The 25,764-nt window shown below is 64.2% G+C and carries 19 protein-coding genes; 9 read left to right on the top strand and 10 right to left on the bottom strand.

The features are described from left to right. Positions 1-266: 266 nt before the first annotated feature. A complete protein-coding gene (locus H0241_RS04785) occupies positions 267-725 on the bottom strand; it encodes a MerR family transcriptional regulator (RefSeq protein ID WP_181056840.1) in 459 nt (152 codons plus the stop codon). A 482-nt stretch (positions 726-1,207) separates the two neighbouring features. On the opposite strand from H0241_RS04785, the gene H0241_RS04790 reads away from it, so the two are divergent. The 4 genes from H0241_RS04790 to H0241_RS04805 all read left to right on the top strand — a co-directional run bounded on the left by H0241_RS04790 (position 1,208) and on the right by H0241_RS04805 (position 8,519). After that, positions 1,208-5,164 (top strand): SEL1-like repeat protein, encoded by a 3,957-nt coding sequence (locus H0241_RS04790; RefSeq protein WP_181056266.1) that lies wholly within the window; start codon positions 1,208-1,210, stop codon positions 5,162-5,164. Between the two features lie 193 nt (positions 5,165-5,357). After that, positions 5,358-6,281: a sulfite exporter TauE/SafE family protein gene (locus tag H0241_RS04795; protein ID WP_023669608.1), complete on the top strand. Its 924-nt coding sequence runs from the start codon at positions 5,358-5,360 to the stop codon at positions 6,279-6,281. Then, the gene (locus tag H0241_RS04800; protein ID WP_181056267.1) at positions 6,281-7,072 is read left to right on the top strand and encodes a TIGR02186 family protein; all 792 of its coding nucleotides are present in this window, start codon (positions 6,281-6,283) and stop codon (positions 7,070-7,072) included. Before H0241_RS04795 ends, H0241_RS04800 begins: the two co-directional genes overlap by 1 nt. A 190-nt stretch (positions 7,073-7,262) precedes the next feature. Further along, on the top strand, positions 7,263-8,519 hold the full coding sequence (locus H0241_RS04805) for an Hsp70 family protein (RefSeq protein ID WP_181056268.1): 1,257 nt from the start codon (positions 7,263-7,265) through the stop codon (positions 8,517-8,519). A 4-nt stretch (positions 8,520-8,523) separates the two neighbouring features. Here the strand turns inward: H0241_RS04805 and H0241_RS04810 are convergent, their stop codons facing one another. Then, entirely contained in the window at positions 8,524-9,417 is an 894-nt protein-coding gene (locus tag H0241_RS04810; protein ID WP_181056269.1) for a LysR family transcriptional regulator, read from the bottom strand. 379 nt (positions 9,418-9,796) lie between these two features. Here H0241_RS04810 and H0241_RS04815 point away from each other — a divergent pair, with 379 nt between their 5' ends. Genes H0241_RS04815 through H0241_RS04825 form a run of 3 tightly spaced genes read left to right on the top strand, consistent with a single transcriptional unit; the run spans position 9,797 to position 14,397 of the window. Then, positions 9,797-12,727: a molybdopterin oxidoreductase family protein gene (locus H0241_RS04815; protein ID WP_181056270.1), complete on the top strand. Its 2,931-nt coding sequence runs from the start codon at positions 9,797-9,799 to the stop codon at positions 12,725-12,727. Further along, positions 12,724-13,458 (top strand): 4Fe-4S dicluster domain-containing protein, encoded by a 735-nt coding sequence (locus H0241_RS04820; protein WP_181056271.1) that lies wholly within the window; start codon positions 12,724-12,726, stop codon positions 13,456-13,458. Before H0241_RS04815 ends, H0241_RS04820 begins: the two co-directional genes overlap by 4 nt. Positions 13,459-13,461: 3 nt before the next feature. Next, positions 13,462-14,397 (top strand): dimethyl sulfoxide reductase anchor subunit family protein, encoded by a 936-nt coding sequence (locus H0241_RS04825; RefSeq protein ID WP_181056272.1) that lies wholly within the window; start codon positions 13,462-13,464, stop codon positions 14,395-14,397. 5 nt (positions 14,398-14,402) lie between these two features. Here H0241_RS04825 and H0241_RS04830 read toward each other — a convergent pair whose 3' ends face one another. Then, positions 14,403-15,281: a LysR substrate-binding domain-containing protein gene (locus H0241_RS04830; RefSeq protein ID WP_181056273.1), complete on the bottom strand. Its 879-nt coding sequence runs from the start codon at positions 15,279-15,281 to the stop codon at positions 14,403-14,405. Positions 15,282-15,375: 94 nt separating this feature from the next. Between H0241_RS04830 and H0241_RS04835 the strand changes: the two genes are divergently transcribed. Next, positions 15,376-16,347, top strand: coding sequence for a quinone oxidoreductase family protein (locus H0241_RS04835; protein ID WP_181056274.1), 972 nt, complete (start codon positions 15,376-15,378; stop codon positions 16,345-16,347). A 3-nt stretch (positions 16,348-16,350) separates the two neighbouring features. Here the strand turns inward: H0241_RS04835 and pdeM are convergent, their stop codons facing one another. The 5 genes from pdeM to H0241_RS04860 form a co-directional block, all read right to left on the bottom strand. Next, positions 16,351-17,058: a ligase-associated DNA damage response endonuclease PdeM gene (pdeM, locus tag H0241_RS04840; RefSeq protein WP_181056275.1), complete on the bottom strand. Its 708-nt coding sequence runs from the start codon at positions 17,056-17,058 to the stop codon at positions 16,351-16,353. A 1-nt stretch (position 17,059) separates the two neighbouring features. After that, positions 17,060-19,606: a ligase-associated DNA damage response DEXH box helicase gene (locus H0241_RS04845; protein WP_181056276.1), complete on the bottom strand. Its 2,547-nt coding sequence runs from the start codon at positions 19,604-19,606 to the stop codon at positions 17,060-17,062. A 227-nt stretch (positions 19,607-19,833) separates the two neighbouring features. After that, complete coding sequence (locus tag H0241_RS04850) at positions 19,834-20,694, bottom strand: C40 family peptidase (protein ID WP_181056277.1); 861 nt, start codon at positions 20,692-20,694, stop codon at positions 19,834-19,836. A 27-nt stretch (positions 20,695-20,721) separates the two neighbouring features. Then, positions 20,722-21,072, bottom strand: coding sequence for a MarR family winged helix-turn-helix transcriptional regulator (locus H0241_RS04855; protein ID WP_181056278.1), 351 nt, complete (start codon positions 21,070-21,072; stop codon positions 20,722-20,724). Between the two features lie 70 nt (positions 21,073-21,142). Next, positions 21,143-22,504, bottom strand: coding sequence for a leucyl aminopeptidase family protein (locus H0241_RS04860; protein WP_181056279.1), 1,362 nt, complete (start codon positions 22,502-22,504; stop codon positions 21,143-21,145). A 242-nt stretch (positions 22,505-22,746) separates the two neighbouring features. Here H0241_RS04860 and H0241_RS04865 point away from each other — a divergent pair, with 242 nt between their 5' ends. Then, positions 22,747-23,568, top strand: a complete 822-nt coding sequence (locus H0241_RS04865; RefSeq protein WP_181056841.1) for a tetratricopeptide repeat protein — start codon at positions 22,747-22,749, stop codon at positions 23,566-23,568. A 117-nt stretch (positions 23,569-23,685) separates the two neighbouring features. Here the strand turns inward: H0241_RS04865 and H0241_RS04870 are convergent, their stop codons facing one another. Next, positions 23,686-24,702 (bottom strand): type II secretion system F family protein, encoded by a 1,017-nt coding sequence (locus H0241_RS04870; protein ID WP_181056280.1) that lies wholly within the window; start codon positions 24,700-24,702, stop codon positions 23,686-23,688. A 40-nt stretch (positions 24,703-24,742) separates the two neighbouring features. Then, positions 24,743-25,756 carry a type II secretion system F family protein gene (locus H0241_RS04875; protein WP_181056281.1) on the bottom strand — a complete coding sequence of 338 codons (1,014 nt, stop codon included), beginning with the start codon at positions 25,754-25,756 and terminating at the stop codon, positions 24,743-24,745. Between the last annotated feature and the right edge of the window lie 8 nt (positions 25,757-25,764).

Below are 25,764 nucleotides of genomic sequence, written 5' to 3' on the forward strand. Positions count from 1 at the left end.
AGCGGGATAGCAAAAATTGACGTTTGCGTAAACGTCAATTTTATCGCCGCGACAAAATTTCCTTGTGCCAGCCTATCGGCACGGGGCAGCGGGCACCAGCGTGGAGCATGAGTTGATCAGGCAATGATGGACGGTAAACGAAAAGAGCCGCGCGGACTAACCGCGCGGCTCTTTTCAAATTGTGGCCGGAACTGGCTCTCTTTGTTTAGACGCAATTCCGAACGGAAAACCGTTTCACACTTTTCCTGGAATTGCTCTGAGCGAGATCAACTGGCGGCGCTGGCCGGGGCTGAACGCTCGGACAGCATCTGACGCACGGCCGACATCGAGCCGCTGAGCTCGTTGATGGCGTCGTCGATCAGCGCGCGCTGCTTCTGCAGGCGGGCAAGCTGCTTCTCCGACTTGTCGAGAGCCAGCCGCAGCTGCTTGGTGTTGGATCCCGTCGGATCGTAAAGATCCATCATCTGCTTGACGTCGCGCAGCGAGAACCCGACCTTGCGGCCGAGCAGGATCAGCTTCAGCCGAGCCTTGTCGCGGCGCGTGTAGAGGCGCGTTGCCCCGTCGCGCTTCGGATTGAGCAGGCCCTTGTCTTCGTAGAAACGTAGCGTGCGCAGGGTCACGCCGTATTTCTTGGCCATCTCGCCGATGCGCACGAGCTCCTCGCCGGCTTCGACAGACATATTGTTGGTGTTGGCCGCGGCTTCGCCGGGCGAATAAAGTTTCATGGTCACTGGCTTTCCCCTGTAGTGGCGTCGCGGTCTCGGACCGTGCAACGCCTGAGTGGAAGCGGGGGCATGCTTCCAGTCGTGGGTTTCAACGAATTCATCGCAAAAGGCACGAAAAGCGCCCCTCTTACGTTTACGTCAATTCTATATCGATAGCCGCCTCATGACGCAAGGGCGTTCTGGGATTGCGAAACCTTATGCCGCACCCTCGGTATCCGGTCCGAGATGGCACTGCTTGTAATTCAGCAATGCTGCAACTTCTTAAGCTTGGTTAACGCCTTGTTTACCACGATGGGTGAAATGTGCGCATGTCGGTCATCCGTGTTTATCCTGTAGCGAATTTTTCACGGTTTTCGGAGAGCGGGCCTGGCCCGGGAAGCTCGTCTTCCGCCGCAGCATAGCCGCGCGGCCGCCTTCGTTCCCGACAGGGACTTTGGGGAAAACTGGCAGCAAGCCGGCCATTCTGAAAAACGGACGCACCGATGAACAGCAAGCGGTCCTATCTCGATACACTCAACGCCGGCAGGCCGCGCAGGCCGAACACCACGCTTGATGAATTGAACCGCTCGCTGGAAACGCTGGAACAGCGACTTGAGCGCAAGCGCGAGGACGCGGGAGAGCGCCTCGATCCGCGCCGGCCACCGGTCGAGCCGCGCTACGCCAGCGCCCAGCCCTACGCCCCGCCGCGCTGGTATGAGGACCCGCAGCCCGCGCCGCGGCCGAAAAGCCCTGTGACGACCGGCTTCGACCAGAATTATCAGGGGCTTGCGCGCGACATCGACCGCGTGCGCGGCCAGGAAGACAGCGTCGCCGTGGTCGGCAAGATCGCCGGCGAATTGCGCGGCCTGCGCGAGGAACTGCGCCATCAGATGACTGCCGGCCTGCAGCGCGAATTCGCCGCGCTGCGCAAGGACATCGAACGGGCGTTCCAGGCGAGCAACCAATCAGGAGGCCAATCAGGCGGCTTGCCCGGCAAGGGCAGCGCCGAACTCGGCCTCGAATTTGAGCGGCTGTCCGGCGCCATCCAGACGCTGGCCGAAAAGAGCGACGACAGAAGCGTCAACATGCTGCGGCTCGAACTCGAACAGGTAAAGACCGCGCTCGACACGCTGGCGCGAGAAGAGAGCGTGCTGAAGGTCGACCGCCGCTGGGACGATTTCGACCGCCGCTGGAGCGCATTCGAGGACCGCGTCGACGCCGATCAGCGCAACCGCGCGGACGGCCCAGGATTTTCGGTGCTGACCGACCGGCTCGAGCAGATCAGCAATGCCGTCAACAATCTGCCGGAATCGCTGTCGCTTCGCTCGATGGAGGAAAAGGTCCGCACGCTTGCCGGCGCCGTCGATCACTTCGTCAGCCAGCAGAACAACCGCGGCGGCGACACGCTCGGCCTGATCGACGAACGGCTTGACGAGATTTCGCGCGCCATCGTCGCCTCGACCGTCGCCGCCCAGGCCAGTTCCTTCGACCCCGAACCATTCGAGCGCATCGAGAAGCGGATCGCCTCGCTGGCGCAGCAGATCGAGGAAGTCGTGCAGGCTCGTCCGAGCGGCGAGGTTCTCGACCGTCTCAGCATGTTGTCGAACCGGGTCGACGATCTCGCCGGCCGCGCCAATCTGCCGGAGCAGGCGATGGAGCGCCTTGGCAAGCAGATCGCGATGATTGCCGACAAGATCGACCGCGCCCCGGCCATGCCCGACGCCGACTATATCTTCCAGGGTCTGGAACAGCGCTTCGACGTGCTGTCGGGCATGATGGAACGCCGGCAGGGCGACGCCATCGAACAGGGCAACATGCTGTTTCGCGACCTCGAGCGGCGGCTGGAAGAGGTTGCCGAACGTTTGGACCAGCGTCAGCCGCAAGCCGACAGCGCCGGCATCATGGATGCCATCGACGCCCGCTTCACCGCGCTTGCCAAGCGCATGGAGACGCGTGTTCCCGATCCTGCCAACGAGGCGGCGATCCGCGGCCTGGAAAGCCGGCTCGAAGACATTTCAAGCCGGCTGGAATCGTCGGCCGCGCAGGTCGCCGGCATCGACCCGGCGCTGATCCGCAGCCTGGAGGCGCAAGTCTCCGGCCTGTCGGCGCATCTGTCGAAGCCCGGCACGCCGCTGCCGGAATTCGAGGACATCAGCCCGCGCCTCAACGAAATCGAGAAGTCGCTGGCCGGAACCCGCGAATCCATCATGGGCGCGGCACGCGAAGCGGCCGAGAGCGCCGTGCGCTCGCTGGCCGATTCCAATGCCAACACCGCGGCGGTCACCGGCCTTGCCCAGGATCTGAAGACGCTGGAAGCGTTGACGCGCCGTTCGGACGAGCGCAATTCGCGGACATTCGAGGCCATTCACGACACGCTGCTCAAGATCGTCGATCGCCTGGGCTCGCTGGAAACCAGCGAACCGGTCGATGCCGTGAGCGAACTTCTGGACACGCCGGCCGAGCCGGCGCGGCGGGCCCGCGCTGCCCGCGCCTCCAAGATAGCAGTGCAGGACGCGCCGTCGATGGACATCGACCAGCCGCTGCCGCTGACCGGAGACATGGCCGACCTCGACGGCCGCGCCGCCGCCATCATGCGCAACGAGCCCGATATGCGCGCCGAACCAGACATGCGCAGCGAGCCGGTGCGACGCTCGCCGGCCGAGGCTGCTGCTGCTGCTGCCCAGGCAGCGCTCGGTTCCGGCACGATTGCCGAGAAAGGCGAAGGCACGGCCAAGAAGTCGCTGTTCGGCGGATTGGCGCGCGCCTTCAGGGGCAAGAAGCAGGCTGACATGCCGCCGCTTGCCGGCTCGGCGCCCAATGTCGACATGCCGAGCGTCGATCTCGACGAGCCGCTCGATCCGAAGCTTGCCAACCGGCCGCTAGAGCCAGGCTCCGGCGCGCCCGACCTCAACGCCATCATGAAGCGCGTGCGCGATGAGCGCGGCCCGCCGGCGCGCCAAAGCAGCGGCGATGCGTCGAAATCCGACTTCATTGCCGCCGCCCGGCGCGCGGCGCAGGCAGCGGCGGCCGAGGCCGACGCCCTGAAACGCCAGTCCACCATGAAGGGCCCGGTGAAAGCGCTGCGGATCGGCGACCTGCTCAAGGCGCGGCGCAAGCCGATCCTGATGGGAGCGATCGCGATCATGCTGGCGCTTGCCGGCCTGCAGCTGGGCAAGGCCTTCTTCGCCGACCCGGTTGAGGTCGCACGCAACGATACAGCGCCTATTGTCGCATCGCAGCCGGTCGAGATCGCCTCGGTTAACGCTGCCAGCCAGCCCAAGGCAGACGCGCAGGCAGCCGTGCAGGACGCGCCGGCCCGCGTCGTCAGGCAGGCGGAGCCCTCGGAGGCGGCAGTTGGCAACGAAGCGCCGATCAATGCGGCCTCGGCTACCGGCCCCGAAGTGCCGGCCGTCGAACCCGCGCCAGTGCCGATGGCTTTGGCCGATCCGGCTTCAGCGCCAAGCGCAACACTGCCACCGACCGCCACGGCGGAACCGGCGGCGGCTGACGCACAGCCTGCGGCTGCTGTCATGGCGCCCTCGACCTCGGATACGACCGGCGCAGTCCCGCCCGCCGATGCCGCGGCAACGCCTGTCGTCGCCAAGATCGACATTCCGGCCGATGCCGGCCCGCAGGCCTTGCGTGACGCCGCCGCCGGCGGCGATGCCAAGGCGCTGTTCGAGCTCGGTTCGCGCTACGCGGAATCGCGCGGCGTGAAAGAAGACATGGGGGCTGCCGCCAAATGGTACGAAAAGTCGGCCGAGCTCGGCTTCGCGCCTGCCGAATACCGCATCGGCAATTTCTACGAAAAGGGCATCGGCGTCACGCGCGACATCAAGAAGGCAAAGACCTTCTACCAGCTCGCCGCCGCGCAAGGTAACGCCAGCGCCATGCACAATCTGGCCGTGCTCTTCGCCATGGCCGCGGACGGCGTGACCGACAATGAATCGGCCGCGCACTGGTTCCAGGCGGCGGCCGATGTCGGCGTCAAGGACAGCCAGTTCAATCTCGGCATCCTGGCGGCCAAGGGCGTCGGCATGAAGCAGAGCCTGGAAGAATCCTACAAATGGTTCGCGCTCGTCGCCAAGACCGGCGACAAGGATGCGGCGGCCAAGCGCGACGAGGTCGCCACTGCGCTGCGGCCCGAACAGCTCGAGCGCGCGCGCGCCGCCACCGAACTGTGGAAGCCGAAGCCGCTCGACCCGGCCTCCAACTCGGCCGACATCCCTGAATCCTGGCAGGAAGGCACGCCGCAGACGACCGCCAGCGTCGACATGAAGAAGGCGGTCAAGAACATCCAGCTTATCCTCAACAAGAACGGCTACGATGCCGGTGGCGCCGATGGCGTGATGGGCGGCAAGACCAAGACCGCGATCATGGCTTTCCAGACCGACAACAAGATGCAGGCGACCGGCGAAATCGATGAAAAGCTGGTGAGGGCGCTGCTGGCGCACAAATAACGGCAGATGCGTCGCTAACGCGACGCCCTTGCCACACATTTGCCTGTTAACTGATTGAGATGTTTTTTGTTTCGGCAGGGCGGCGGGGTTTGATCCCACCGCTCCGGGGACGCAAGAAAAAATTGGCTTTTCGGTGCGACAATGCCCGCGAATGGCTGCAATCGCCGACAGGCAAACTGATCGAGACTGACGGGTGGGCATCTATCTCCCGATCGCGGAAATTTCCGTCAACGTCTTCGTCCTGCTGGCGATGGGCGCGGCGGTGGGTTTCCTGTCGGGTATGTTCGGGGTCGGCGGCGGCTTCCTGATCACGCCGCTCTTGATCTTCTACAACATCCCGCCGGCGATCGCGGTCGCCACCGGCGCCAACCAGGTCATCGCCTCCTCCTTCTCCGGCGCGCTGTCGCACATGAAGCGCGGCACGCTCGATTTCAAGCTCGGTGGGGTGCTTTTGGCCGGCGGCATTGTCGGCTCGACCGGCGGTATCTTCGTCTTTGCCTTCCTGCGCCGGCTCGGCCAGCTCGACCTGTTCATCTCGCTGCTCTACGTCGTGCTGCTCGGCACCGTCGGCGGGCTAATGCTGGTCGAGAGCGTCAATGCGCTGCGCGCCACGCGCAGCGGTGCTGCCCCGGTCCTGAAGAAGTCCGGCCAGCACAACTGGATCCACCGGCTGCCGCTGAAGATGCGCTTCCGGGCCTCGAAACTCTTCGTCAGCGTCATTCCGGTACTGGGGCTCGGCGCCGGCATCGGCTTCCTGTCGTCTATCATGGGTGTCGGCGGCGGCTTCATCATGGTGCCGGCGCTGATCTATCTGCTGAAAGTGCCGACCAACGTCGTTATCGGCACCTCGCTGTTCCAGATCATTTTCACCTCGGCCTACACCACGCTGGTGCACGCCACCACCAACCAGACCGTCGACGTCATGCTCGCCTTCCTGTTGATGGCGGGCGGCGTCGCCGGTGCGCAGTATGGCGCCAAGGCAGGCCAGAAACTGCGCGGCGAACAGCTCAGGGCGCTGCTGGCGCTGCTGGTGCTGGCGGTTGCCATCCGGCTTGCCATCGATCTCTTCGTCACGCCGCCTAACCTCTATTCGCTGACCGCCGCAGGCCTGAACTGATGCGGGGTTGGAGCACGTTCGCGACCGCCGCTTTGCTGTTCGCCCTCGCTCTGCCGGCGGCAGCACAGTCGCCGAACCCGCTGCCGGAAGGCATCCAGATCGGTCTTTCCACCGACGCCGTGTCGATCACCGCCGGTTTTTCCGGCGCCGACCTGACCATTTTCGGGTCGCTGGAAAACCCCGATCCGCTGGTCGCGCGCCAGGGGCGCTATGACGTCATCGTCGTGCTCGAAGGGCCGCCGCGGCCGGTGGTGGTGCGCCGCAAGGACCGGGTGCTCGGCGTCTGGGTCAATCTGGAATCCGAGACCTTCGAGAACGTGCCGGTGTCCTATTCCGTCGCCACGACGCGACCGCTGCAGGACATCACCGAACCCAACAGCTACAAGCAGCTGTCACTCGGCGCCTCCAACCTTTACATGCAGCCGGCGGACGCCACGGACAGCCCGGCGACGATCGAGGAATTCACCGTGGCATTGCGTGAACGCAAGGCGGCGACCGGTCTCTACAGCGAGAATGTCGGCGGCGTGCAGTTCCTGTCGCAGAACCTGTTTCGCGCCACGGTGCGGCTGGCGCCCAATGTCCCGGTTGGAACGCATAAAGCCCGCGCGTTCCTGTTCAAGAGCGGCCTGTTCCTCAAAGAAAGCTCGGCCCAGCTCGAAATCCGCAAGTCGGGTTTCGAACAGTCGATCTTCCGCGTCGCGCATGATTATTCCTTCCTCTACGGCGTCTTCGCCGTGTCGCTGGCCATGATCACTGGTTGGCTGGGCAGGCTGATCTTCCGCAAGGACTGACGCCCTAGGGAAAAATGGAAGGCCATTTTCCCGGGGAAAAGGGGTTCCCCTTTTCTCAATCTTGCGATAGACCGCCGCCTCCCAACCCTCGGGTAAACACGCACAATCATTCGGCAGAACGGTCAGGCCTCTGGACGGCGCGCGCCTTGCGACGCCTGCCACCGCGACGACCCAATGACAGGAGGCTGCAATGCACCAGGCATTTGGCGGCATCGATTTCGGCACGTCCAATTCCACGGTGGGCGTGATCCGCGACGGCCAGGCACGACTGGTGGCGCTGGAAGATGAGCAGCCGACATTGCCAAGTGCGGTGTTCTTCAACTTCGAGGACGGCCACACCTATTTCGGCCGCCGCGCGATTGCCGACTATACAGACGCCATCGAAGGCAGGCTGATGCGGTCGCTGAAGAGCGTGCTCGGCAGTTCGTTGGCGCATGAGAAGACGCGCATCAAGGCACGCCAGATCGGTTTCATCGACATTGTTGGCATGTTCGTCGGCCATTTGAAGAAGCAGCTTGAGGAAGATGCCGGCGCTGCGGTGGAGAGCGTCGTGCTTGGCCGCCCGGTGCAGTTCGTCGACGACGATGCGGAAGCCGACGCGAAGGCGCAGGGCGAGCTTGAAAAAGCCGCGCGCGCACAAGGTTTCAAGCACATCGCCTTCCAGTTCGAACCGATCGCGGCGGCGCTCGATTACGAACAGGGTGTGGCGCGCGAGGAACTGGCGCTGATCGTCGACATGGGCGGCGGCACGTCCGACTTCTCGATCGTGCGGGTTTCGCCGCAACGCGCCCGCTCAAGCGACCGCAAGGACGACATCCTGGCCAACCGCGGCGTCCACATCGGCGGCACCGACTTCGACCGGCTGCTCAGCATCGCCCATGTCATGCCCAAGCTCGGCTATCTGACGCCTACGAAAGACGGCAAGCGCAATCTGCCGGCGAGCTACTTCATCGACCTGGCGACTTGGCAGCGCATCAACCTTGTCTACACCGCCAAGGCGATGACGCACCTCAGGCAGATCCGCTTCGAAGCCAAGCGCGCCGACCTGGTCGAGCGCTTCATCCACATTGTCGAACACCGCTACGGCCATGCGCTGGCCGGACTGGTCGAACGGGCCAAGATCGCGCTGACGGATCAGGCCTCGGCTGATGTGACGGTGGCGCTGCCCGGCGTGCATTTCGCAGCCGAGATCACGCGAACCGGTCTGGAAGAGACGATTGCCGCCGACATCGAGCGGGTGTCCGCGACCGTGCGGCAGACGATTGCCGACGCCGGCGTGAAAGCATTCGACATCACCGCCGTGTTCCTGACCGGCGGTTCGACCGCCATTCCGTTGGCGCGGCGAGAAATCCTGTCGCTGGTGCCGCAGGCCGCTGTCATCGAGGGCGACATGTTCGGCTCGGTGGGGCTTGGCCTGGCGCTCGATGCGCAGCGAAAGTTCAGCTAATCCCTCAACCGTGATCTGCAGAAGCGCCAAGATGTGCCTTGAGCGCCATCTGCGCCAGGCTGGCCTGGCGATCGCGATGGGTGATCATGGCGAAGTCGCGCTTCGGCAGTTCGAGCGGCACCGATCGCAGGCTGCCCTCGGCCACGGCGCGTCCGACGACGAGGTCCGAGATAATGGTGGCGCCGGCGCCCGCCTCGACCGCCTGGCGAACCGCCTCATTGCTTGGCAGCACCAGAAATATCTGCAGGTCGGCAAGCGAAATCCCCTCGCGGCGCGCCAGATCCTCCAGCACCTCGCGCGTGCCCGAACCGCCCTCGCGGATGATCCAGCGTAGCCCCCTGATATCGGGGCGGCCCGGCGCGATTTCGACGATCTCGGGATGCGAGGCGGCGACAACCAGCATCAACCTGTCGACGTCGACCTTGGTGCGGCGAAGGATATCGGATTCGGTGCGCCCCTCGACCAGGCCGAGATCGGCGGTGCCGTCCAGAACGTTGGCTTCCACCTGCCTGGTGTTGCCGATGGTGACGCTCAGCCGCACCGCCGGGTAGGCTTCATGGAAAGAAGCCAGTCGGCGCGGTAGCCAATAGCTGGCGATGGTCAGGCTGGCGGCGATCGAGAGGCTGCCAGCGACTGTCTGCGAGACATGCTCCAGCACATTACGGGCAGCGGCGGCACGTTCGAGCACGGCCTTTGCTTCCGGCAGGAAGCGATGGCCGGTCTGGGCCAGCTCGATGTTGCGGCCGACCCGGTTGAAAAGGTGAACGCCGTGTTGCTCTTCGAGGGCCCGGATGGCGGCCGAGGCAGCCGACTGGGAAATGCCCAAAAGCTCCGCCGCCTTGGTCATATGGCCGCGCTCGGCGACGGCGACGAAAATGCGCAACTGGTCCAGGGTCATGCGGGGTCAAAGCGCGTCGCGTTGAACGGATTCATGCGACGCGCTTTGAGTCTTTGTTTTTGATGCATGTCGTTCTCCCAAAACCGGGACCACTTTTGAGCGACATGCATTAAGAACCAATTTCGATCGAATTTACAAGAACAACTGATTAGACAGATCGATAGCTTTATTCTACTTTTTCAGCCGAAGTTAGAAAAAATTCGCCAATAGATCGCAGCCAACAAATGATCGGGCGGTTCAGATCCCTGCTTGCGCATTGGACGCGTGGCCTCAGGCGGCGGCTGGCCGGCGACCGCTATCACCCTGAAGAGCATTATATGCGCGGCCCCGGGCCGAAGACGAGGGCCAAATTCGCGGACCGCAAAAGCACGCCTGGCCTATGAACCACGAAGCGCCGCGCGGGGCCAATGCCGCACCGTCGCAACGGCCGCTTGCCGATACACGCGCGCCGGATGAAGGCGACGGCGTCGATACCTCGCCCGATGTCTCCGACAGCATCGCCAAGACCACCTGCTATATGTGCGCCTGTCGCTGCGGCATCGACGTCCACGTCAAGGACGGCAAGGTGCGCTACATCAACGGCAACAAGGACCATCCGGTCAATCGCGGCGTGATCTGCGGCAAGGGCAGCTCCGGCATCATGCAGCATTACAGCCCGGCGCGGCTGAAGAAGCCGCTGTTGCGCAGCGGTCCGCGCGGCTCCGGCGACTTCCGCGAGATCGAGTGGGAGGAAGCGTTTTCGATTGCGACCGCGCGGCTATCGAATATCCGTCGCACCGATCCCAAAAAGCTTGCCTTCTTCACCGGGCGCGACCAGTCGCAGTCGCTGACCGGCTGGTGGGCGAGCCAGTTCGGCACGCCGAACTTCGCCGCCCATGGCGGCTTCTGCTCGGTCAACATGGCGGCCGGAGGCCTCTACACGATCGGCGGCTCGTTCTGGGAGTTCGGCGAGCCCGACTGGGGCAACACCAAATACTTCATGCTGTACGGCGTCGCCGAGGACCATGATTCCAACCCGATCAAGATCGGGCTCGGCAAGCTCAAGGCGCGTGGCGCCAAGGTGGTGTCGATCAATCCCTGCCGCACCGGCTACAATGCGATTGCCGACGACTGGATCGGGATCAGGCCGGGCACGGACGGCCTGTTTGTCTTCGCCCTCATCCATGAACTGCTCAAGGCGGGCCGCGTCGATCTCGATTATTTGCTGCGCTACACCAACGCGCATGTGCTGGTCATCCAGGAACCGGGTGCTGCCGATGACGGGCTATTCCTGCGCGACGATGCCTGCAATCCGCTGGCCTGGGACCGAGTGGCGAAGACCTCCGTCGACGCAGCCGATCCAGAGGCAAAGCCGGCGCTGACCGGCAGCTACACCGTCGCCGGCCGCCGCTGCGTGCCGGTGTTCCAGCTCATCGCCGACCGCTACATGGGCGACGGCTACGCACCCGATGCGGTCGCCGAGCGGTGTGGCATCCCGGCAGATACCATTCGCCGGATCGCCGCCGAACTCGCCCACGTCGCCTTCGAACAGACGATCGAACTGCCGGTGGCGTGGACCGACTGGGCCGGACGGCGGCACGAGACGATCAAGGGGCGACCGGTGTCGATGCACGCCATGCGCGGCATCTCGGCCCACTCCAACGGTTTTCACTCTTGCCGCGCCATCCACCTGCTGCAGGTGCTGCTCGGCACGGTGGATGTTCCCGGCGGTTTTCGTTTCAAACCGCCCTACCCGCGTTCGGCGCCGCCGGGACCGAAGCCGGCCGGCAAAAATGTAAAGCCGATGACGCCGCTGGACGGCGTGCCGCTCGGCTTCGTCTGCGGGCCGGACGATCTCTTGGTCGATGAGGCCGGCACGCCTTTGCGCATCGACAAGGCCTATTCCTGGGATGCGCCGCTGGCCGCGCACGGGTTGATGCACACCGTCATCCGCAATGCCTGGGCCGGCGACCCGTACCCGATCGACACGCTGATGATGTACATGTCCAACATGGCGTGGAACTCCTCGATGAACACCGTCGAGACCATTGCGATGCTGACCGACCATGACGAGGCCGGTAACTACAAGATCCCCTTCATCATCTATTCCGACGCCTATTACTCCGAGACGGTGCCGTTCGCCGATCTGGTGCTGCCCGACACCACCTATCTCGAACGTCACGACTGCATCAGCCTGCTCGACCGGCCGATCAGCCATGCCGACGGGCCGGGCGACGCAATCCGCCATCCCGTGGTCGAGCCGGACCGCGATGTCAGGCCGTTCCAGTCGGTGCTGATCGAGCTCGGCGCGCGGCTTGGCCTGCCCTGCTTCACCAACGATGATGGTTCAGCGAAATACCGGGACTACGCCGAGTACATCGTCAATCACGAGCGCACGCCGGGCATCGGCCCACTCGCGGGCTGGCGCGGCAAGGACGGCACGTCTGTCGGCAAGGGCGAAGTCAATCCCGACCAGTTGCAGCGCTACATCGACAATGGCGGCTTCTGGCACCAGGACTTTGCCGCCGACCAGCGCTACTACAAGATGGCCAACCGCTCCTATCTCGACTTCGCGGAGCAGATGGGGTTCATCCCCAAGGCCGAGCCAATCGTGTTCCAGCTCTATTGCGAACCGATGCAGCGCTTTCGCCTCGCCGCGCGCGGCCATGGTCGCGTCCAGCCGCCCGACAGCGAACGCCACCGCATCGAGACCTATATGGACCCGCTGCCGTTCTGGTTTACGCCGTTCGAAGAGGCCGCCGTCGATCTCGAAAAATATCCGCTGCATGCGCTGACGCAGCGGCCGATGCACATGTATCATTCCTGGGGTTCGCAGAATGCGTGGCTGCGGCAGATCACCAGCCAGAACCGCCTGTTCGTGCACCACAAGACCGCTGCCGGCCTTGGCCTTGTCGACGACGACTGGGTGTGGATCGAAAGCATCAATGGCCGGGTGAAGGGGCAGATCAAGCTGATCGACGGCGTCAATGCGGATACGGTGTGGACCTGGAACGCCATCGGCAAGAGGCGCGGCAGCTGGGGGCTGAAGGACAATGCTGCCGAGAGCAATCGCGGCTTCCTGCTCAACCACATCATCGGCGACCAGACCTCGGCCGACGCCAACGGCAAGCGCTATTCGAATTCGGATCCGGTCACCGGACAGGCGGCGTGGTTTGATTTGCGCGTGCGCATCGTCAAATGCGCGGCCGAGGAGGCCGGCTTCACCGAGCCGCAATTCGAGCGTTTCAGCCAACCGCCGCATTTCGAGCCTTCGCCCGACATCCTCCGCTTCGGCGCCGAATTCCGCGCAAACAGGGAAGCCGTGGAATGACCTGTCTTCCCGCCCATACCGACAAGAAGCTCGGCTTGGTCATCGACCTCGACACCTGCGTCGGCTGCCAGGCCTGCGTCACCGCCTGCAAGGAATGGAACACCGGCGGCCACATGGCGCCGCTGACCGACATCGACCCCTATGGCGGCGATGTCGACGGCGTCTGGTTCAACCGCGTGCACAGCTATGAGCACACGACAGAGGCGGGCGGGCGCACAGTCAACTTCCCGCGCTCCTGCCTGCATTGCGAGACGCCGGCCTGCGTCACCGTCTGCCCGACCGGCGCCTCCTACAAGCGGGCGTCGGACGGCATCGTGCTGATCGACGAAAGCAAATGCATCGGCTGCAAATTGTGCAGCTGGGCCTGCCCCTATGGTGCGCGCGAGTTCGACACCGACGTTGGCGTGATGAAGAAATGCACGCTGTGCGTCGACCGCATCTACAATGACAATCTGGCCGAAGAGGACCGTGTACCGGCCTGCGTTGCCGCCTGCCCGACCAGCGCGCGGCATTTCGGCGATCTCGGCGACCCCGCCTCGGCGGTCTCGCAACTGGTGGCCAGCCGTGGCGGCGTCGACCTGATGCCGGAGATGGGCTACAAGCCGACCAACAAATATCTGCCGCCACGCGCCCACACTGAGCGTGCCGCATCGGTTCCGGCGCCAAGGCTCGAGCCGGTCAAGGCCGAAGGCGGTTTCCTCGGCTGGGTCGACCGCATGCTTTCGAACTGACCAATGCATCCAGCCTTCTCCGTCGTCTTCTTCACCACCGCAACCGGTGCCGGCTACGGCCTGCTGGCGCTGCTAGGCGTGCTTGGCGGACTGGGATTCATCTCGCCCGATTTCTGGCTCGGCCTTGTCGGAATGGGGCTAGCGCTCGGCCTGATTGCCGCCGGCCTACTGTCCTCGACCACCCACCTCGGGCGCCCCGAACGCGCCTGGCGGGCCTTTTCGCAATGGCGCAGTTCCTGGCTGTCACGCGAAGGCGTGTCGTCGGTCGCGACCTTCATTCCTGCCGGACTGTTCGGCATCGGCTGGGTGTTCTTCGGTCGCACCAGCGGTTGGGTGGCCATCGCCGGAGCTCTTGCGGCCATCGGCGCGGTCACCACCGTCTGCACCACCGGCATGATCTATGCCTCGCTGAAGCCGATCGCGCAGTGGCACAGTCGCTACACGCTACCCGGCTATCTCATCTTCTCAGCGATGACCGGCAGCGTGCTGTTGAACGCGTTGCTGCAGGCTTTTGTGATCGGCGCGACCGCCATTACCGCCGCCGCCCTGCTGTTGACCTTGCTCGGCTGGGGCTGGAAGCTGGCGACGTGGCGCTACAATGACGCGCTGGAGATCGCGACCACCGCCAACACGGCGACGGGGCTCGCCGGGGGCACGGTGCGGTCGGTGGAATGGCCGCACACCGAAGAGAATTACCTGCTCAAGGAAATGGGTTTTCGCATTGCCCGCAAGCACGCCGCCAAGTTGCGCCTGATCACGCAATTGCTGGCCTTTGCCCTGCCTGCCCTGCTGCTTGCTGTTCTATTCGCCTTGCCTTGGCCGTTCACGGCGATCCTGTCGGTGGTTGCGGCAATCGCCCAGTTCGCCGGCATGCTGGTCGAGCGCTGGCTGTTCTTCGCCGAGGCCAAACACACCGTCACTCTTTATTACGGCCGGTAGCGCGGTCAGGCGGCTCGCGCTTCTGGCGCCACGGGCAAATCCTTAAGCAAGATATCGAGCGCGGCATTGACGACCGCAGTCCGGCGGTCGTGCGCGTAGAGACCGTATTGAACGATCAGCGGCTCCGGCAGGCCGGTCGATGTCTTCAGTACCCGCATCGAGCCGGTGCGAATGGACTCGGGCGGAAGCAGTCCGATGCCCAGCCCATTCTCGATTGCCGCCTGCAGGCCGGTGATGCTCTGGCACGACAAAGCGATCCTGTGCTGCCGACCGGCGGCAACCAGCGCCTCGATCATGCGCCTGCGCCAAGGGCAGGTTGCGCCGAAGGCGACAAGATCGAGCGGCCGCTCCTGATCCAGAACATAGTCCTGAGCACAGACCCACTGCAGTTCGACATTCCAGGTCGTCAAGGCATCAGCTGTTACGACCGATGTCGGGGCGATCATGACATCCAGCGCATCCTCGCTCCAGAGCCGCCCCAACGCGACGCTGTGCTCAACCATCGCGTCGAGGCTGATGTCGGGATAGGTGCGATGAAGCCGCCCGAGTGCGGCCGAGAGCGCGGCCGTGGTGACCTCCTCGGCAAGGCCGATGCGCACGCCGCCACCTATGCCGGCCTGTTGCAGACGCGCCACCGCTTCATCGCCGAGAGCGAGGATGCGGGTCGCATAACCCAGAAACAGCTCACCCTCCGCGGTCGGCACGACGCCGCGGCCGGTGCGCTGGAACAGGTGCCGTTGAAGCAGACCTTCGAGCCGGCGCATCTGCATGCTCAGCGACGATTGGGTTCTGCCGGTCTGCGCGGCGACCCTGCTGAGGCTGCCTTGCCGGCAGACCGCCACATAGGTGCGAAGAAGGTCGAGGCCGATCTGTTCGGATATCATTTTGTTTGAACTCTGATGTCATCGATATCAGTCTACAACGATATCACGCCGCGCGCTATCTCCCGTCAAAGAGAACAGCGCAGGGAAGAAAACCATGAAAGCGATCCGTGTTCACCACCATGGCGAGCCAGACGTGCTTACCTATGAGGATGTCGACATCGACCAGCCCGGTCCCGGAGAAGTGCGGGTGCGCAACCGAGCGGTCGGCCTCAACTTCGTCGATATCTATTTCCGCACCGGTGAATATGCACCGCCCGCTTTTCCATTCACGCCGGGCAATGAAGGCGCCGGCGAAATCGTCGCCGTCGGCGAATGGGTGAGTGACTTCGCCCCAGGCGATCGCGTCGCCTATGTCGAGACGCTCGGCGCCTATGCCGAGGAACGCATCGTGCCGGCGCATTTCGTCGTGCATCTGCCCGACGCCATCGATTTCGAGACGGGTGCGGCGATGATGCTGAAGGGGCTGACGGCGCAATATCTGCTGCGCCGCACGTTTCGCGTCGAGGCAGGCCACACCATCCTCGTGCATGCCGCGGCGGGCGGCGTCGGCCTCATCCTGACGCAATGGGCAAAGCATCTCGGCGCGACCGTCATCGGCACGGCCGGCTCGCCCGAAAAGGCCGACCTGGCGCGCGCCAATGGCTGCGACCATATCATTGACTACTCGAGGGAGGACTTTGCCGCGCGGGTGAAAGAGATCACCAACGGCGAGGGCTGCCATGTCGTTTATGACGGCGTCGGCAAGGCCACCTTCCCCGCCTCGCTCGATTGCCTACGACCCTTCGGAACGTTCGTCAGCTTCGGCACGGCGTCGGGATCGATCCCGCCATTCGACATCATGCTGCTGATGCAGAAGGGTTCGCTGTTCGCCACCTGGCAGTTGCTGTTCCATCATCTCGCCAAACGCGAGGACGTTGTCGCCATGAGCGACGAGCTGTTCAGCGTCGTCCTCAGCGGTGCGGTGAAAATCCCTGTGCACACCCGCATGCCGCTCGCAGAGGTGGCCGAGGCGCACCGCCGGCTCGAAGCGCGGCAGACGACCGGTGCAACAGTGCTACTTCCGTAGAACTCAGCCAGGCCGCAGCATGGCGTGGGAAATGGCGAAAATGCGCTCGGCGCCCAGCATGTAGGCCATCAGCGTCTCGCGACGGAACAGGCCGGCATAGGCGCGGTCGAGCACGTTGAGCGAACCGGTATAGGCGCCGAAGGCCGGCATGATCATGCGGCCGCCATCGCCGGCAAAGCAGCGCCGCCGCACAGAGCGGCCGCGCTGGACGATGCGCGCACAAGGATGGAGATGGCCCGCGACCTCGCCCTCGGTTCTCACCTTGGACGGCTCGTGGCGGAACAGCAGCGAGCCGATGGCGAGTTCGCGCACCGTCTCTCCGGGCAGGTCGGCCGGCGCTTCCGGATCATGGTTGCCGGCGACCCAGAACCAGTCACGGCCGGCCATCAGCGCTTCCAGCCACTCACGGAAGAATGGATGCATGCGCTCGGCGCCGCCGCCATCGTGAAAGGAATCGCCCAGGCTGATGACGATCGAAGGCTGGTAGTCCGCGATCACCGCCTGTAGCCGCAGCAAGGTGGCGCCGGTGTCGTAGGGCGGGATCAGCGCGCCGCGCCTGGCGAAGGACGAGCCTTTTTCGAGGTGCAGGTCGGAGACCGCGAGCAGCCTGAGATCGGGGAAATAGAGCACGCCGCGAGGATCGCAGACCGCGCGCTCGCCGGCGATGCCGACCTCGCCGATCAGTGTTGCGCGCGCCAGCGAAAAATTCATTTCAAGTCAGACCCTCTTGGTCCGGTTTCGCCCTTGGCCCCATGGCCTCTTCGACCAGATCGGCGGCCTCCATAAGCAGAGACTCGTTGGCGCCGCCATTGACCGATTCCCTGCCGATCTCCAGCATCACCGGCAGAGCCAGCGGCGAAATCTGGTCGAGATGCTTATGCATGATTCGACCGCGCACACGCGAGAGCATCTCGGCAAGTCTGCTGACATCGAGCAAGCCGGCCGATGCATCGGTACGCGTTGCCTGCAGCAGGATATGGTCGGGCTCGTGGCTGCGCAACACGTCGTAGATCAGGTCGGCCGAGACCGTCACCTGGCGGCCGCTCTTCTCCTGCCCGGGAAAACGTTTCTCGATCAGCCCGGCAATGACGGCGCAGGTGCGGAAGGTGCGCTTCAGCATCCAGCTGTCGTTCAGCCATGCTTCGAGGTCGTCACCCAGCATGTCCTCGTCGAACAAAGCGGCCAGCGACGGTTTCTTGGCTTTGAACAGGGCCGCCATATCGTCGAGCGCCCACACCGCCAGCGAATAGTCGGTGGCGACAAAGCCCAGCGGCCTCGCATTGGCCCGCTCCAGCCGTCGTGTCAGCAGCATGCCGAGCGTCTGGTGCGCCAGCCTGCCCTCGAAGGGATAGGCGACCATGTAGTGGCGGTTGCCGCGCGGAAAGGTCTCGACCAGAAGATCGCCGCGCTTGGGCAGCACCGACTTTTCCTTTTGCAGCCTGAGCCAGTCGGCGACCTGCTCGGGCAATGCCTGCCATTTGTGGGGATCGGCCAGCATGCCGCGCACCTGGTCGGCAAGATAGGTCGACAGCGGAAACTTGCCGCCGGCATAGGACGGCACGATGATGTTGGCGCCGGCGCCGTTGGAGACCACGCATTCGTTCTCGCGAATGCCCTCGAAGCGCAGTACCTTGCCGGCAAACAGGAAATTGTCGCCGGGCCGCAGCGTCTCGGCGAAATACTCTTCGATCTTGCCGAGCACCGGCCCGCCGCGCCCGGCCATGCCGCGTCCTTGCCGGACATAGCGAACGTTGAGCTCCGGCATTTCGACGATGGTGCCGACATTCAGGCGATATTGTTGCGCGATGCGGGGGTTGGAGACGCGCCACAGCCCGTCCCTGGTCTGGCGGATGCGGGCGTAGCGCTCATAGTTCTTCAGCGCATAGCCGCCGGTGGCGACGAAATCGATGACGCGGTCGAAGGTCTGGCGCTGCAGCTCCGCATAGGGCGCAGCGCTGCGCACCTCCTCGAACAATTGGTCAGCGTCGAAAGGCGCGCCGCAGGCGACGCCCAGCACATGCTGCGACAGCACATCGAGCGCGCCATTGATCAGCGGCGGCGTGTCCTGCGCGCCGAGATAATTGGCGTCCAGCGCCGCCCGGCATTCCAGCACCTCGAAGCGGTTGGCCGGAATGAGGATCGCCTTTGACGGCTCGTCCATGCGGTGGTTGGCGCGGCCGATGCGCTGCGCCAGCCGGCTGGCGCCCTTGGGCGCGCCGACATGCACGACAAGGTCGACATCGCCCCAGTCGATGCCGAGGTCGAGCGTCGAGGTGGCGACGATGGCACGCAGCGCATTGTCGGCCATCGCCTTCTCGACGCGACGGCGCTGGCCGACATCGAGCGAGCCGTGATGCAGCGCGATCGGCAGCGAATCCTCATTCGCCCGCCACAGCTCCTGGAACAGCATTTCGGCCTGGCTGCGGGTGTTGACGAAGAGCAGCGTCATGCGGTGCTTCTGGATCGCCTCGTAGATCTCGGGAGTGGCATAGCGCGCCGAATGGCCCGACCACGGCACGCGCTCGCGCGAGTCGAGGATGGAGATGTCGGGTTTGGCGCCACCGGAGACGGTGATCAGCCCAGCCATTTCGCCCGGTGGATTCTGCCCGACCAACCAGCGCCGCAATTCATCGGGCTCAGCCACCGTTGCCGACAGGCCGATCGTCTGCAGTTCGGGCACGTAAGTGCGCAGCCGCGCCAGGCCGAGCGCCAGCAGGTGGCCGCGTTTCGAAATTACCAGCGAGTGCAATTCGTCGAGCACGACATAGCGCAGGTCTTCGAAGAAGCGCCTGGCATCGGGCGCCGCAATTAGCAGCGCCAGTTGCTCGGGCGTCGTCAGCAGGATGTCGGGCGGCGCCAGCTTCTGCCGCTGGCGCTTATGCGAGGGCGTGTCGCCGGTGCGCGTCTCGATGGTGACGGGAAGGCCGATCTCTTCCACCGGCTTGCCGAGATTGCGCTCGATGTCGACGGCCAGCGCCTTGAGCGGCGAGATGTAAAGCGTGTGGATGCCGCGATGCGCCTGGCCTGGCTTTCGCCTCGGACGGTTGGCCAATTCGGTCAGCGACGGCATGAAGCCGGCCAGCGTCTTGCCGGCGCCGGTCGGCGCGATCAGCAGCGCCGATTGTCCGGCCTGAGCTCTCGCCAAAAGCTCGATCTGATGGGCGCGCGGCGACCAGCCCTTCTCGCCGAACCATCTGATGAATGGTTCGGGCAGGGCGACGTTGGCATTGTGTTCGGCAAGGCGCGGCTGCTCGGTCACGCGAAAGAGGTAGCGCGACGACGCGCAATCGCCAAGGAAAATCGGAACAAAAGGTGATCGCTGCAGCTCTTACCTTCTCCCCCTGTGGGAGAAGGTGGATTGCCGCGAAGCGGCAAGACGGATGAGGGGTGTTCCAGCGGAGTGAGACGTTGGCGTTCCCTGGAACACCCCTCATCCGTCGCCTTCGGCGACACCTTCTCCCACAAGGGGAGAAGGGAAAACCAGCGCTACGGCCGGCGAAACCCCGTCGGGCCGCCATAGAGATAGCCGATGCGATCAACCGCGTCCTTCAGCCCCTCGCGCGACACCAGCATGGTGTGGCCATTGGCGTGGATCATCGTTTCGGCGTCGGTCATGATCGCGACGTGGCCCTTCCAGAACACAAGGTCGCCGCGCTTCAGCCCGGCATAATCCGGTCCCGGATCGAGCGGCTCGCCGAGGCCTGCCGCCTGCATGTCGGAATCGCGCAATACATTGCGGCCGGCCATGCGCATTGCCAGTTGGACAAGGCCCGAACAGTCGATGCCGAAGCCGGAGGTGCCGCCCCAGAGATAGGGCGTGCCGAGAAACTGTTCGGCGACCGCGACATAGTCGGCGGCGACGTCGCCGAGCGGGCGCACATGGCCGGCGATCAGCGCTTCTCCGGAGGGCAGCAGCGCGTAGTGGGTGCCACGCGTTTCGGCAGCGCCCGTCACCGTCACCGTCGAGCCCATCGATAACTGGCCGCTGATCGGGAAGCGCAGATCCGGGCCGGGATAGAGGAAGGTGCGCGGCGCCGCGACAATATGGGTTGGCGCGTGTTCACGTGCGCCCAGCATAGTGGCGCCGACGTAGCCGACATAGCCGTCGCGTTCGGCCTGGACCCAGGCCCAACCCTCGGCTTCCTCGAAGACAAGCACGTCGTCACCGAACAGAACCTGCGTGTTGACGCCGGCGTCGGGGCGCGGCGCCTTGCGGATATCGGCCACGGAGGCAGTGATGCGCGCCGGACGGCCGGTGACAAAGCGATCGGCCGAAACCTCGCCTTTCAGCCTGGCGTCGGCGAGGTCGGAACGGAAGGCGTGAAGGCGTGCATCCCTGGCGGTCAAATCAGCAATCCAGCTATTGGGTAATGGTCAGATAGGCAATTCGTGAGCCTTGGCAACGATACCATCGCCGAAGCGCTCGACAAAGAGCGCGCCTTCGACCGTGCGCCGGATCAGCACATTGCGCTTGTCGAGCTCGTCGCGATGGCGCGACACCAGCTTCAGCGCGCCCATCGTGTCGAGCGCGCGGGTGATGACTGGCTTGGTGACATTGAGGCGGGCTGCCAGGCCGCGCACCGTGTGCGGCGGCGGGTCGAGATAGATGGTGAACAGGATAGCGGTCTGGCGCATGGTGAGATCGGGCGCGTCGTCGCGCACCTGTGACAGCATCACCTGCTGCCACAGTCGCATCGCCTGGCTTGGACGCATCGAAATCGACATCGCCCGAGCATGACGGCAAATTGTTTCGGTTCCGTTTCAGTTTGGAAGCCGTCCGCCAGGCCTTACGACCTCAGGCATAACGCCTCGAAATGATCCGCTCCAGCGCACGGATGCCTTGCGCCTCGCCGCCGGCGGGCCCGTAGGGGCGGTCGGACGGGTTCCAGGCGAAGATGTCGAAATGCGCCCAACCCGCTGTTCGTTCGACAAAGCGCTTGAGGAACAGCGCCGCGGTGACCGAGCCGGCAAAACCGTCCGTGGTGACGTTGTTGATGTCGGCGATCTTCGACGCCAGCCTTGCGTCGTATGGCCGCCACAGCGGCATGCGCCACAGCGGATCCTCTACGGCCATCGAGGCCGCCGCCAGTTCGGACGCCAGCGTCTCGTCGCCGGTGTAGAAAGGCGGCAGGTCTGGCCCGAGCGCGACACGCGCGGCTCCGGTCAGCGTCGCCATGTCGATCAGCAGTTCAGGCTCCTCGTCGTCGGCCAGCGCCAGTGCATCCGCCAACACCAGCCGCCCTTCCGCGTCGGTGTTGCCGATCTCGACGGTGATGCCCTTGCGGCTGGTCAGCACATCGCCAGGCCGGAAGGCATTGCCGGCAATCGAGTTCTCAACCGCCGGGATCAGGACGCGCAGCCGGACCTTCAGTCCGGCGGCCATGATCATCGAGGCAAGGCCCAGCACATTGGCGGCGCCGCCCATATCCTTCTTCATCAGCAGCATGCCCGACGACGGCTTGATGTCGAGGCCGCCAGTATCGAAACAGACGCCCTTGCCGACCAGCGTCACCTTCGGTGCGCCTTCCGGTCCCCAAATCATGTCGATCAGGCGCGGCGCGCCGACCGAGGCGCGGCCGACCGCATGGATCATCGGAAAGTTCTGCTTCAGGAGATCATCACCCTTGATCACCGACATTTCGGCCTTGTGAGTGGCCGCCAGCGTCCGCGCGGCCTTCTCCAACTCATCCGGCCCCATGTCGCTGGTCGGCGTATTGACCAGATCGCGTGCCAGGAAGACGCCGTCGGCGATGCGGCGGACACGTCCTGGATCCACACCGGGCGGCAGCGCAAAGCGCAGAGCCTTGCCTGATTTCTTGCCGTAACGGGTGAAGACATAGCCGCCGAGAACCAAGGCTATGGCCGCGAGCTCCGGCTCGGCATGCGCCGAGGCAAGGTGCCAGTCGCCTTCCGGCAGGGTTTTCGCCAGCGCACCGATGGCCAGCGCGCCCTCGCCTTCTCCGATGCCGAACAGAGCGCCGGCGAGCGCGCCGTTTTCGCCGGGCACGGCGAGAGTCCTGCCGGCTTCGCCGGAAAAGCCATTGGCGGCCGCCCATGCGATCGTGGAGGGCGAAAGCCCCAAGGCCTCCAAGCCATCTCTCGCAACCAGATGGACCGGCAAGGCCGTGTTTAGTGTCTCGACGAATTCGACGGGCATTCGATGGTCTCCGGCGCAGGCTTGCAAGTCGTCCCCAGTCACCTGACAGGGACGTCGAATGATTTCAACATCTATGCACAGAGGCCAGGCATAGGAAAATGCCAAGCCAATGGCTTCCGGCGCGCCGCGTACCGATCTCAACGGGACGCCTTTTAACTATCCGTTAGGGTTAACAGAATATTTCTGGGGGAATGAAGATGGCCACGCAATGGCCGCGCGCAGGAATGGAGAGCCCCGTGCCGATGCCGACCAACCGCAGGATGAACGTCACGGGCAAACGGTTGGTCACCACGGCGTTGCTGATGGCGCTCGCGGCCGGTGTTGCCGGGTGCGGAACCAGCAAGCTCACGACCGGCTCGATCGGGCGCACCAGCGGCAAACCGCTGGAAACCATGTCGGCCAGCGAGTTGCACAGCGCGACCACGCGGCTCGGCGAATCCTATGCAAAGAATCCCAACGACAAGCGGCTGGCGACAAATTTTGCGGCGGCGTTGCAGATGGACGGCGATGCCGACCAGTCGCTTGCCGTGATGCGCAAGCTGGCGATCGCCTACCCCAAGGATCGCGACGTGCTCGCCGCCTATGGCAAGGCACTCGCCGCCAACGGCCAATTCGAGTCCGCGCTCGACGCGGTGCGCCGGGCGCAGACGCCGGAATATCCGGACTGGCGGCTGATGTCGGCGGAGGCCGCCATTCTCGACCAGATCGGCCAGAAAGATGAAGCGCGCCAGAACTACCGCAAGGCGCTGGACCTAAAGCCGAACGAACCCTCGATACTTTCCAATCTCGGCATGTCCTATGTGCTGGAAGGCGATCTGCGCACCGCCGAGACCTATATGCGCTCGGCCGCCCAGCAACCGAACGCCGACAGCCGGGTGCGCCAGAACCTGGCGCTGGTGGTGGGACTTCAGGGCCGTTTCGACGAGGCCGAGAAGATCGCCTCGCAGGAGCTTTCGCCCGAACAGGCGCAAGCCAATGTGGCCTACCTTCGCCAGATGCTTGCCCAGCAGAACGCCTGGAGCCAGCTCAAGGATCAGGACAAGGGCAAGCCGGCGACCAACTGAGCGCCACATGAGCGCCTAGCGCATCCTCCGCAGCGCAAAATCCATCCACATCAAAGCTGAAAACCAAGAGCCGCATTGCATCAGCAACGCGGCTCTTTCGTATGGCTGCAACAAGGCCTACTGGCTTGAGGAATTGTGCTGGTCGCCGAAGATGCCGCGCTGGCTGACCTGCATGCCGGCTGGTCCAAGAATGATGGCGAACAAGACCGGCAGGAAAAACAGGATCATCGGCACGGTGAGCTTCGGCGGCAGGGCGGCAGCCTTCTTCTCGGCGGCATTCATGCGCATGTCGCGACTTTCCGAGGCCAGCACACGCAATGCGTGCGCCACGGGGGTGCCGTAGCGCTCGGCCTGAACCAGCGCCTGGGACACCGACTTCACCGATTCCAGGCCGGTACGAGCCGCGAGGTTTTCATAAGCCTGCTTGCGTTCCTGCAGATAAGAGAGTTCGGCATTGGTCAGCACGAACTCCTCCGCCAACGCCACCGACTGCGAGCCGATCTCATCGGCGACCCTGCGCATTGCAGCCTCTACCGACATGCCCGACTCAACGCAGATCAGCATCAGGTCGAGCGCATCCGGCCACGCCCGCTGGATCGACTGCTTGCGCTTGGCGGCACGGTTGTTGACGTAAAGGATCGGCGCGTAGAAACCGGCATAGGCGACAAGGATGCAGACGAAGATTTTCACGAAAGCCGGCCGGTCCGGCAGCCCGCCGAGCACGAACAGATAGATCGCCGCCAGCGCGAAACCGACAAAGGGCAGGACCAGGCGGAAAAACAGGAAGCGCGTCAACGGGTTTTGGCCACGAAAGCCCGCCACTTTGAGCTTCTGCAGCGTGCCTTCGTCGGCCAGCGCACGCCGCAGGTCCAGCCTGTCGACGATATTGCGCATGCCGACCGACTGTTCCTCGCGCAGGCCCTTGCGGCGGCGATCGGCTTCGTTGGCCAGCCGTACGCGCTGCTTGGCGCGCAGTTCGTCACGCTCCAGCGCCACCGATTTCATGCGTGCCTTGAGCTGGTTGCCACCCAGGGCCGGCAGCAGCGTGAAGACGGTCGCGAACACCGCGATGCCGACCAGCAATGCGATCAGGAAGGCGGGATCGGTCAGCGATTTGACGACTTGGTCGGTCATTCGTTTTCAGTCTTTTCGTTCGAGCTTTCCGAAGTCGGGCCTAAACCTCAAAGTTCATCATCTTGCGCATCACCAGAATGCCGATCGACATCCAGACACCGGAACAGCCCAGGATCAGATTGCCGGTGCTGGTGGTGAACAACGGCATGATGTAATTCGGGCTCGACAGGTAGACGAGAAGGGCGACGACAAACGGCAGTGCGCCGATGATGACGGCCGACGCCTTTGCTTCCATGGACAGCGCCTGGACCTTGGCCTTCATCTTCTTGCGATCGCGAAGCACGCGCGAAAGGTTGCCCAGCGCCTCGGAGAGATTGCCGCCGGCCTGCGACTGGATCTGGATGACGATGCCAAAGAAGCTTGCCTCGCTGCACGGCATGGTTTCGGCCATGCGCAAGGTGGCGTCGGGGATGGACATGCCAATCTGCTGTGAATCGACGATGCGGCGGAACTCGGTCTTGACCGGCTCCGGCGATTCATTGGCGATCAGGCGAATGGCGTCGTTGAGCGGCAGGCCGGATTTGACGGCGCGCACGATGATGTCGAGGGCGTTGGGAAATTCGTTGAGGAACGCCTTGACCCGGCGCGTGCGGCGAAACGAGACGAACCAGCGCGGCAGGCCGAGCGCGCCGGCCAGCAGCGCGCCTGGCAGGACCAGCATCGGCGCCCCGGCGAAATAGGCAAGCGCCGTCAGCGCGATGCCGCAAAAGACGGAGTAGAGATAGAAACGCTCCATCGAGACCTGCATGCCGGCCTGACGAATCTGTGCCTTCAGCGGTGGCTTCTTGACAACGCGTTCGTTGGTCTTCTGCTTTTCATCGAGCTGTTTCAGCGAATCCTGAACGGATTTGCGCCGCTTGACCGCCTCCGCGACACGGTCGCGTGACGCCTTGACGACCGAACGATCGGTCTCGGCGGCCTTGATCGTCTCGAGCCGCTTGCCGGCCTGCTTCTCGTTGCTCATCTGGGTGAACAAGAATGCATAGGCGACCGCGCCGGCGCTGAAGCCGGCGAGCACGATGAACGCCAGTACGGTGGTGTCAATTCCGAACATCAACCTCG

It is taken from the genome of Mesorhizobium neociceri (assembly GCF_013520985.1).
GTDB classification, from domain to species: domain Bacteria; phylum Pseudomonadota; class Alphaproteobacteria; order Rhizobiales; family Rhizobiaceae; genus Mesorhizobium; species Mesorhizobium neociceri.

What these genes read in the sequence shown, in the direction of transcription:
- H0241_RS04865 (WP_181056841.1), top strand. Translation starts at nt 22,747, where the DNA reads ATGCCGACCAACCGCAGGATGAACGTCACGGGCAAACGGTTGGTCACC.
- H0241_RS04870 (WP_181056280.1), bottom strand. Translation starts at nt 24,702, where the DNA reads ATGACCGACCAAGTCGTCAAATCGCTGACCGATCCCGCCTTCCTGATC.
- H0241_RS04825 (WP_181056272.1), top strand. Translation starts at nt 13,462, where the DNA reads ATGCATCCAGCCTTCTCCGTCGTCTTCTTCACCACCGCAACCGGTGCC.
- H0241_RS04835 (WP_181056274.1), top strand. Translation starts at nt 15,376, where the DNA reads ATGAAAGCGATCCGTGTTCACCACCATGGCGAGCCAGACGTGCTTACC.
- H0241_RS04805 (WP_181056268.1), top strand. Translation starts at nt 7,263, where the DNA reads ATGCACCAGGCATTTGGCGGCATCGATTTCGGCACGTCCAATTCCACG.
- H0241_RS04855 (WP_181056278.1), bottom strand. Translation starts at nt 21,072, where the DNA reads ATGTCGATTTCGATGCGTCCAAGCCAGGCGATGCGACTGTGGCAGCAG.
- pdeM (WP_181056275.1), bottom strand. Translation starts at nt 17,058, where the DNA reads ATGAATTTTTCGCTGGCGCGCGCAACACTGATCGGCGAGGTCGGCATC.
- H0241_RS04860 (WP_181056279.1), bottom strand. Translation starts at nt 22,504, where the DNA reads ATGCCCGTCGAATTCGTCGAGACACTAAACACGGCCTTGCCGGTCCAT.
- H0241_RS04830 (WP_181056273.1), bottom strand. Translation starts at nt 15,281, where the DNA reads ATGATATCCGAACAGATCGGCCTCGACCTTCTTCGCACCTATGTGGCG.
- H0241_RS04785 (WP_181056840.1), bottom strand. Translation starts at nt 725, where the DNA reads ATGAAACTTTATTCGCCCGGCGAAGCCGCGGCCAACACCAACAATATG.
- H0241_RS04820 (WP_181056271.1), top strand. Translation starts at nt 12,724, where the DNA reads ATGACCTGTCTTCCCGCCCATACCGACAAGAAGCTCGGCTTGGTCATC.
- H0241_RS04815 (WP_181056270.1), top strand. Translation starts at nt 9,797, where the DNA reads ATGAACCACGAAGCGCCGCGCGGGGCCAATGCCGCACCGTCGCAACGG.
- H0241_RS04810 (WP_181056269.1), bottom strand. Translation starts at nt 9,417, where the DNA reads ATGACCCTGGACCAGTTGCGCATTTTCGTCGCCGTCGCCGAGCGCGGC.
- H0241_RS04800 (WP_181056267.1), top strand. Translation starts at nt 6,281, where the DNA reads ATGCGGGGTTGGAGCACGTTCGCGACCGCCGCTTTGCTGTTCGCCCTC.
- H0241_RS04875 (WP_181056281.1), bottom strand. Translation starts at nt 25,756, where the DNA reads ATGTTCGGAATTGACACCACCGTACTGGCGTTCATCGTGCTCGCCGGC.
- H0241_RS04790 (WP_181056266.1), top strand. Translation starts at nt 1,208, where the DNA reads ATGAACAGCAAGCGGTCCTATCTCGATACACTCAACGCCGGCAGGCCG.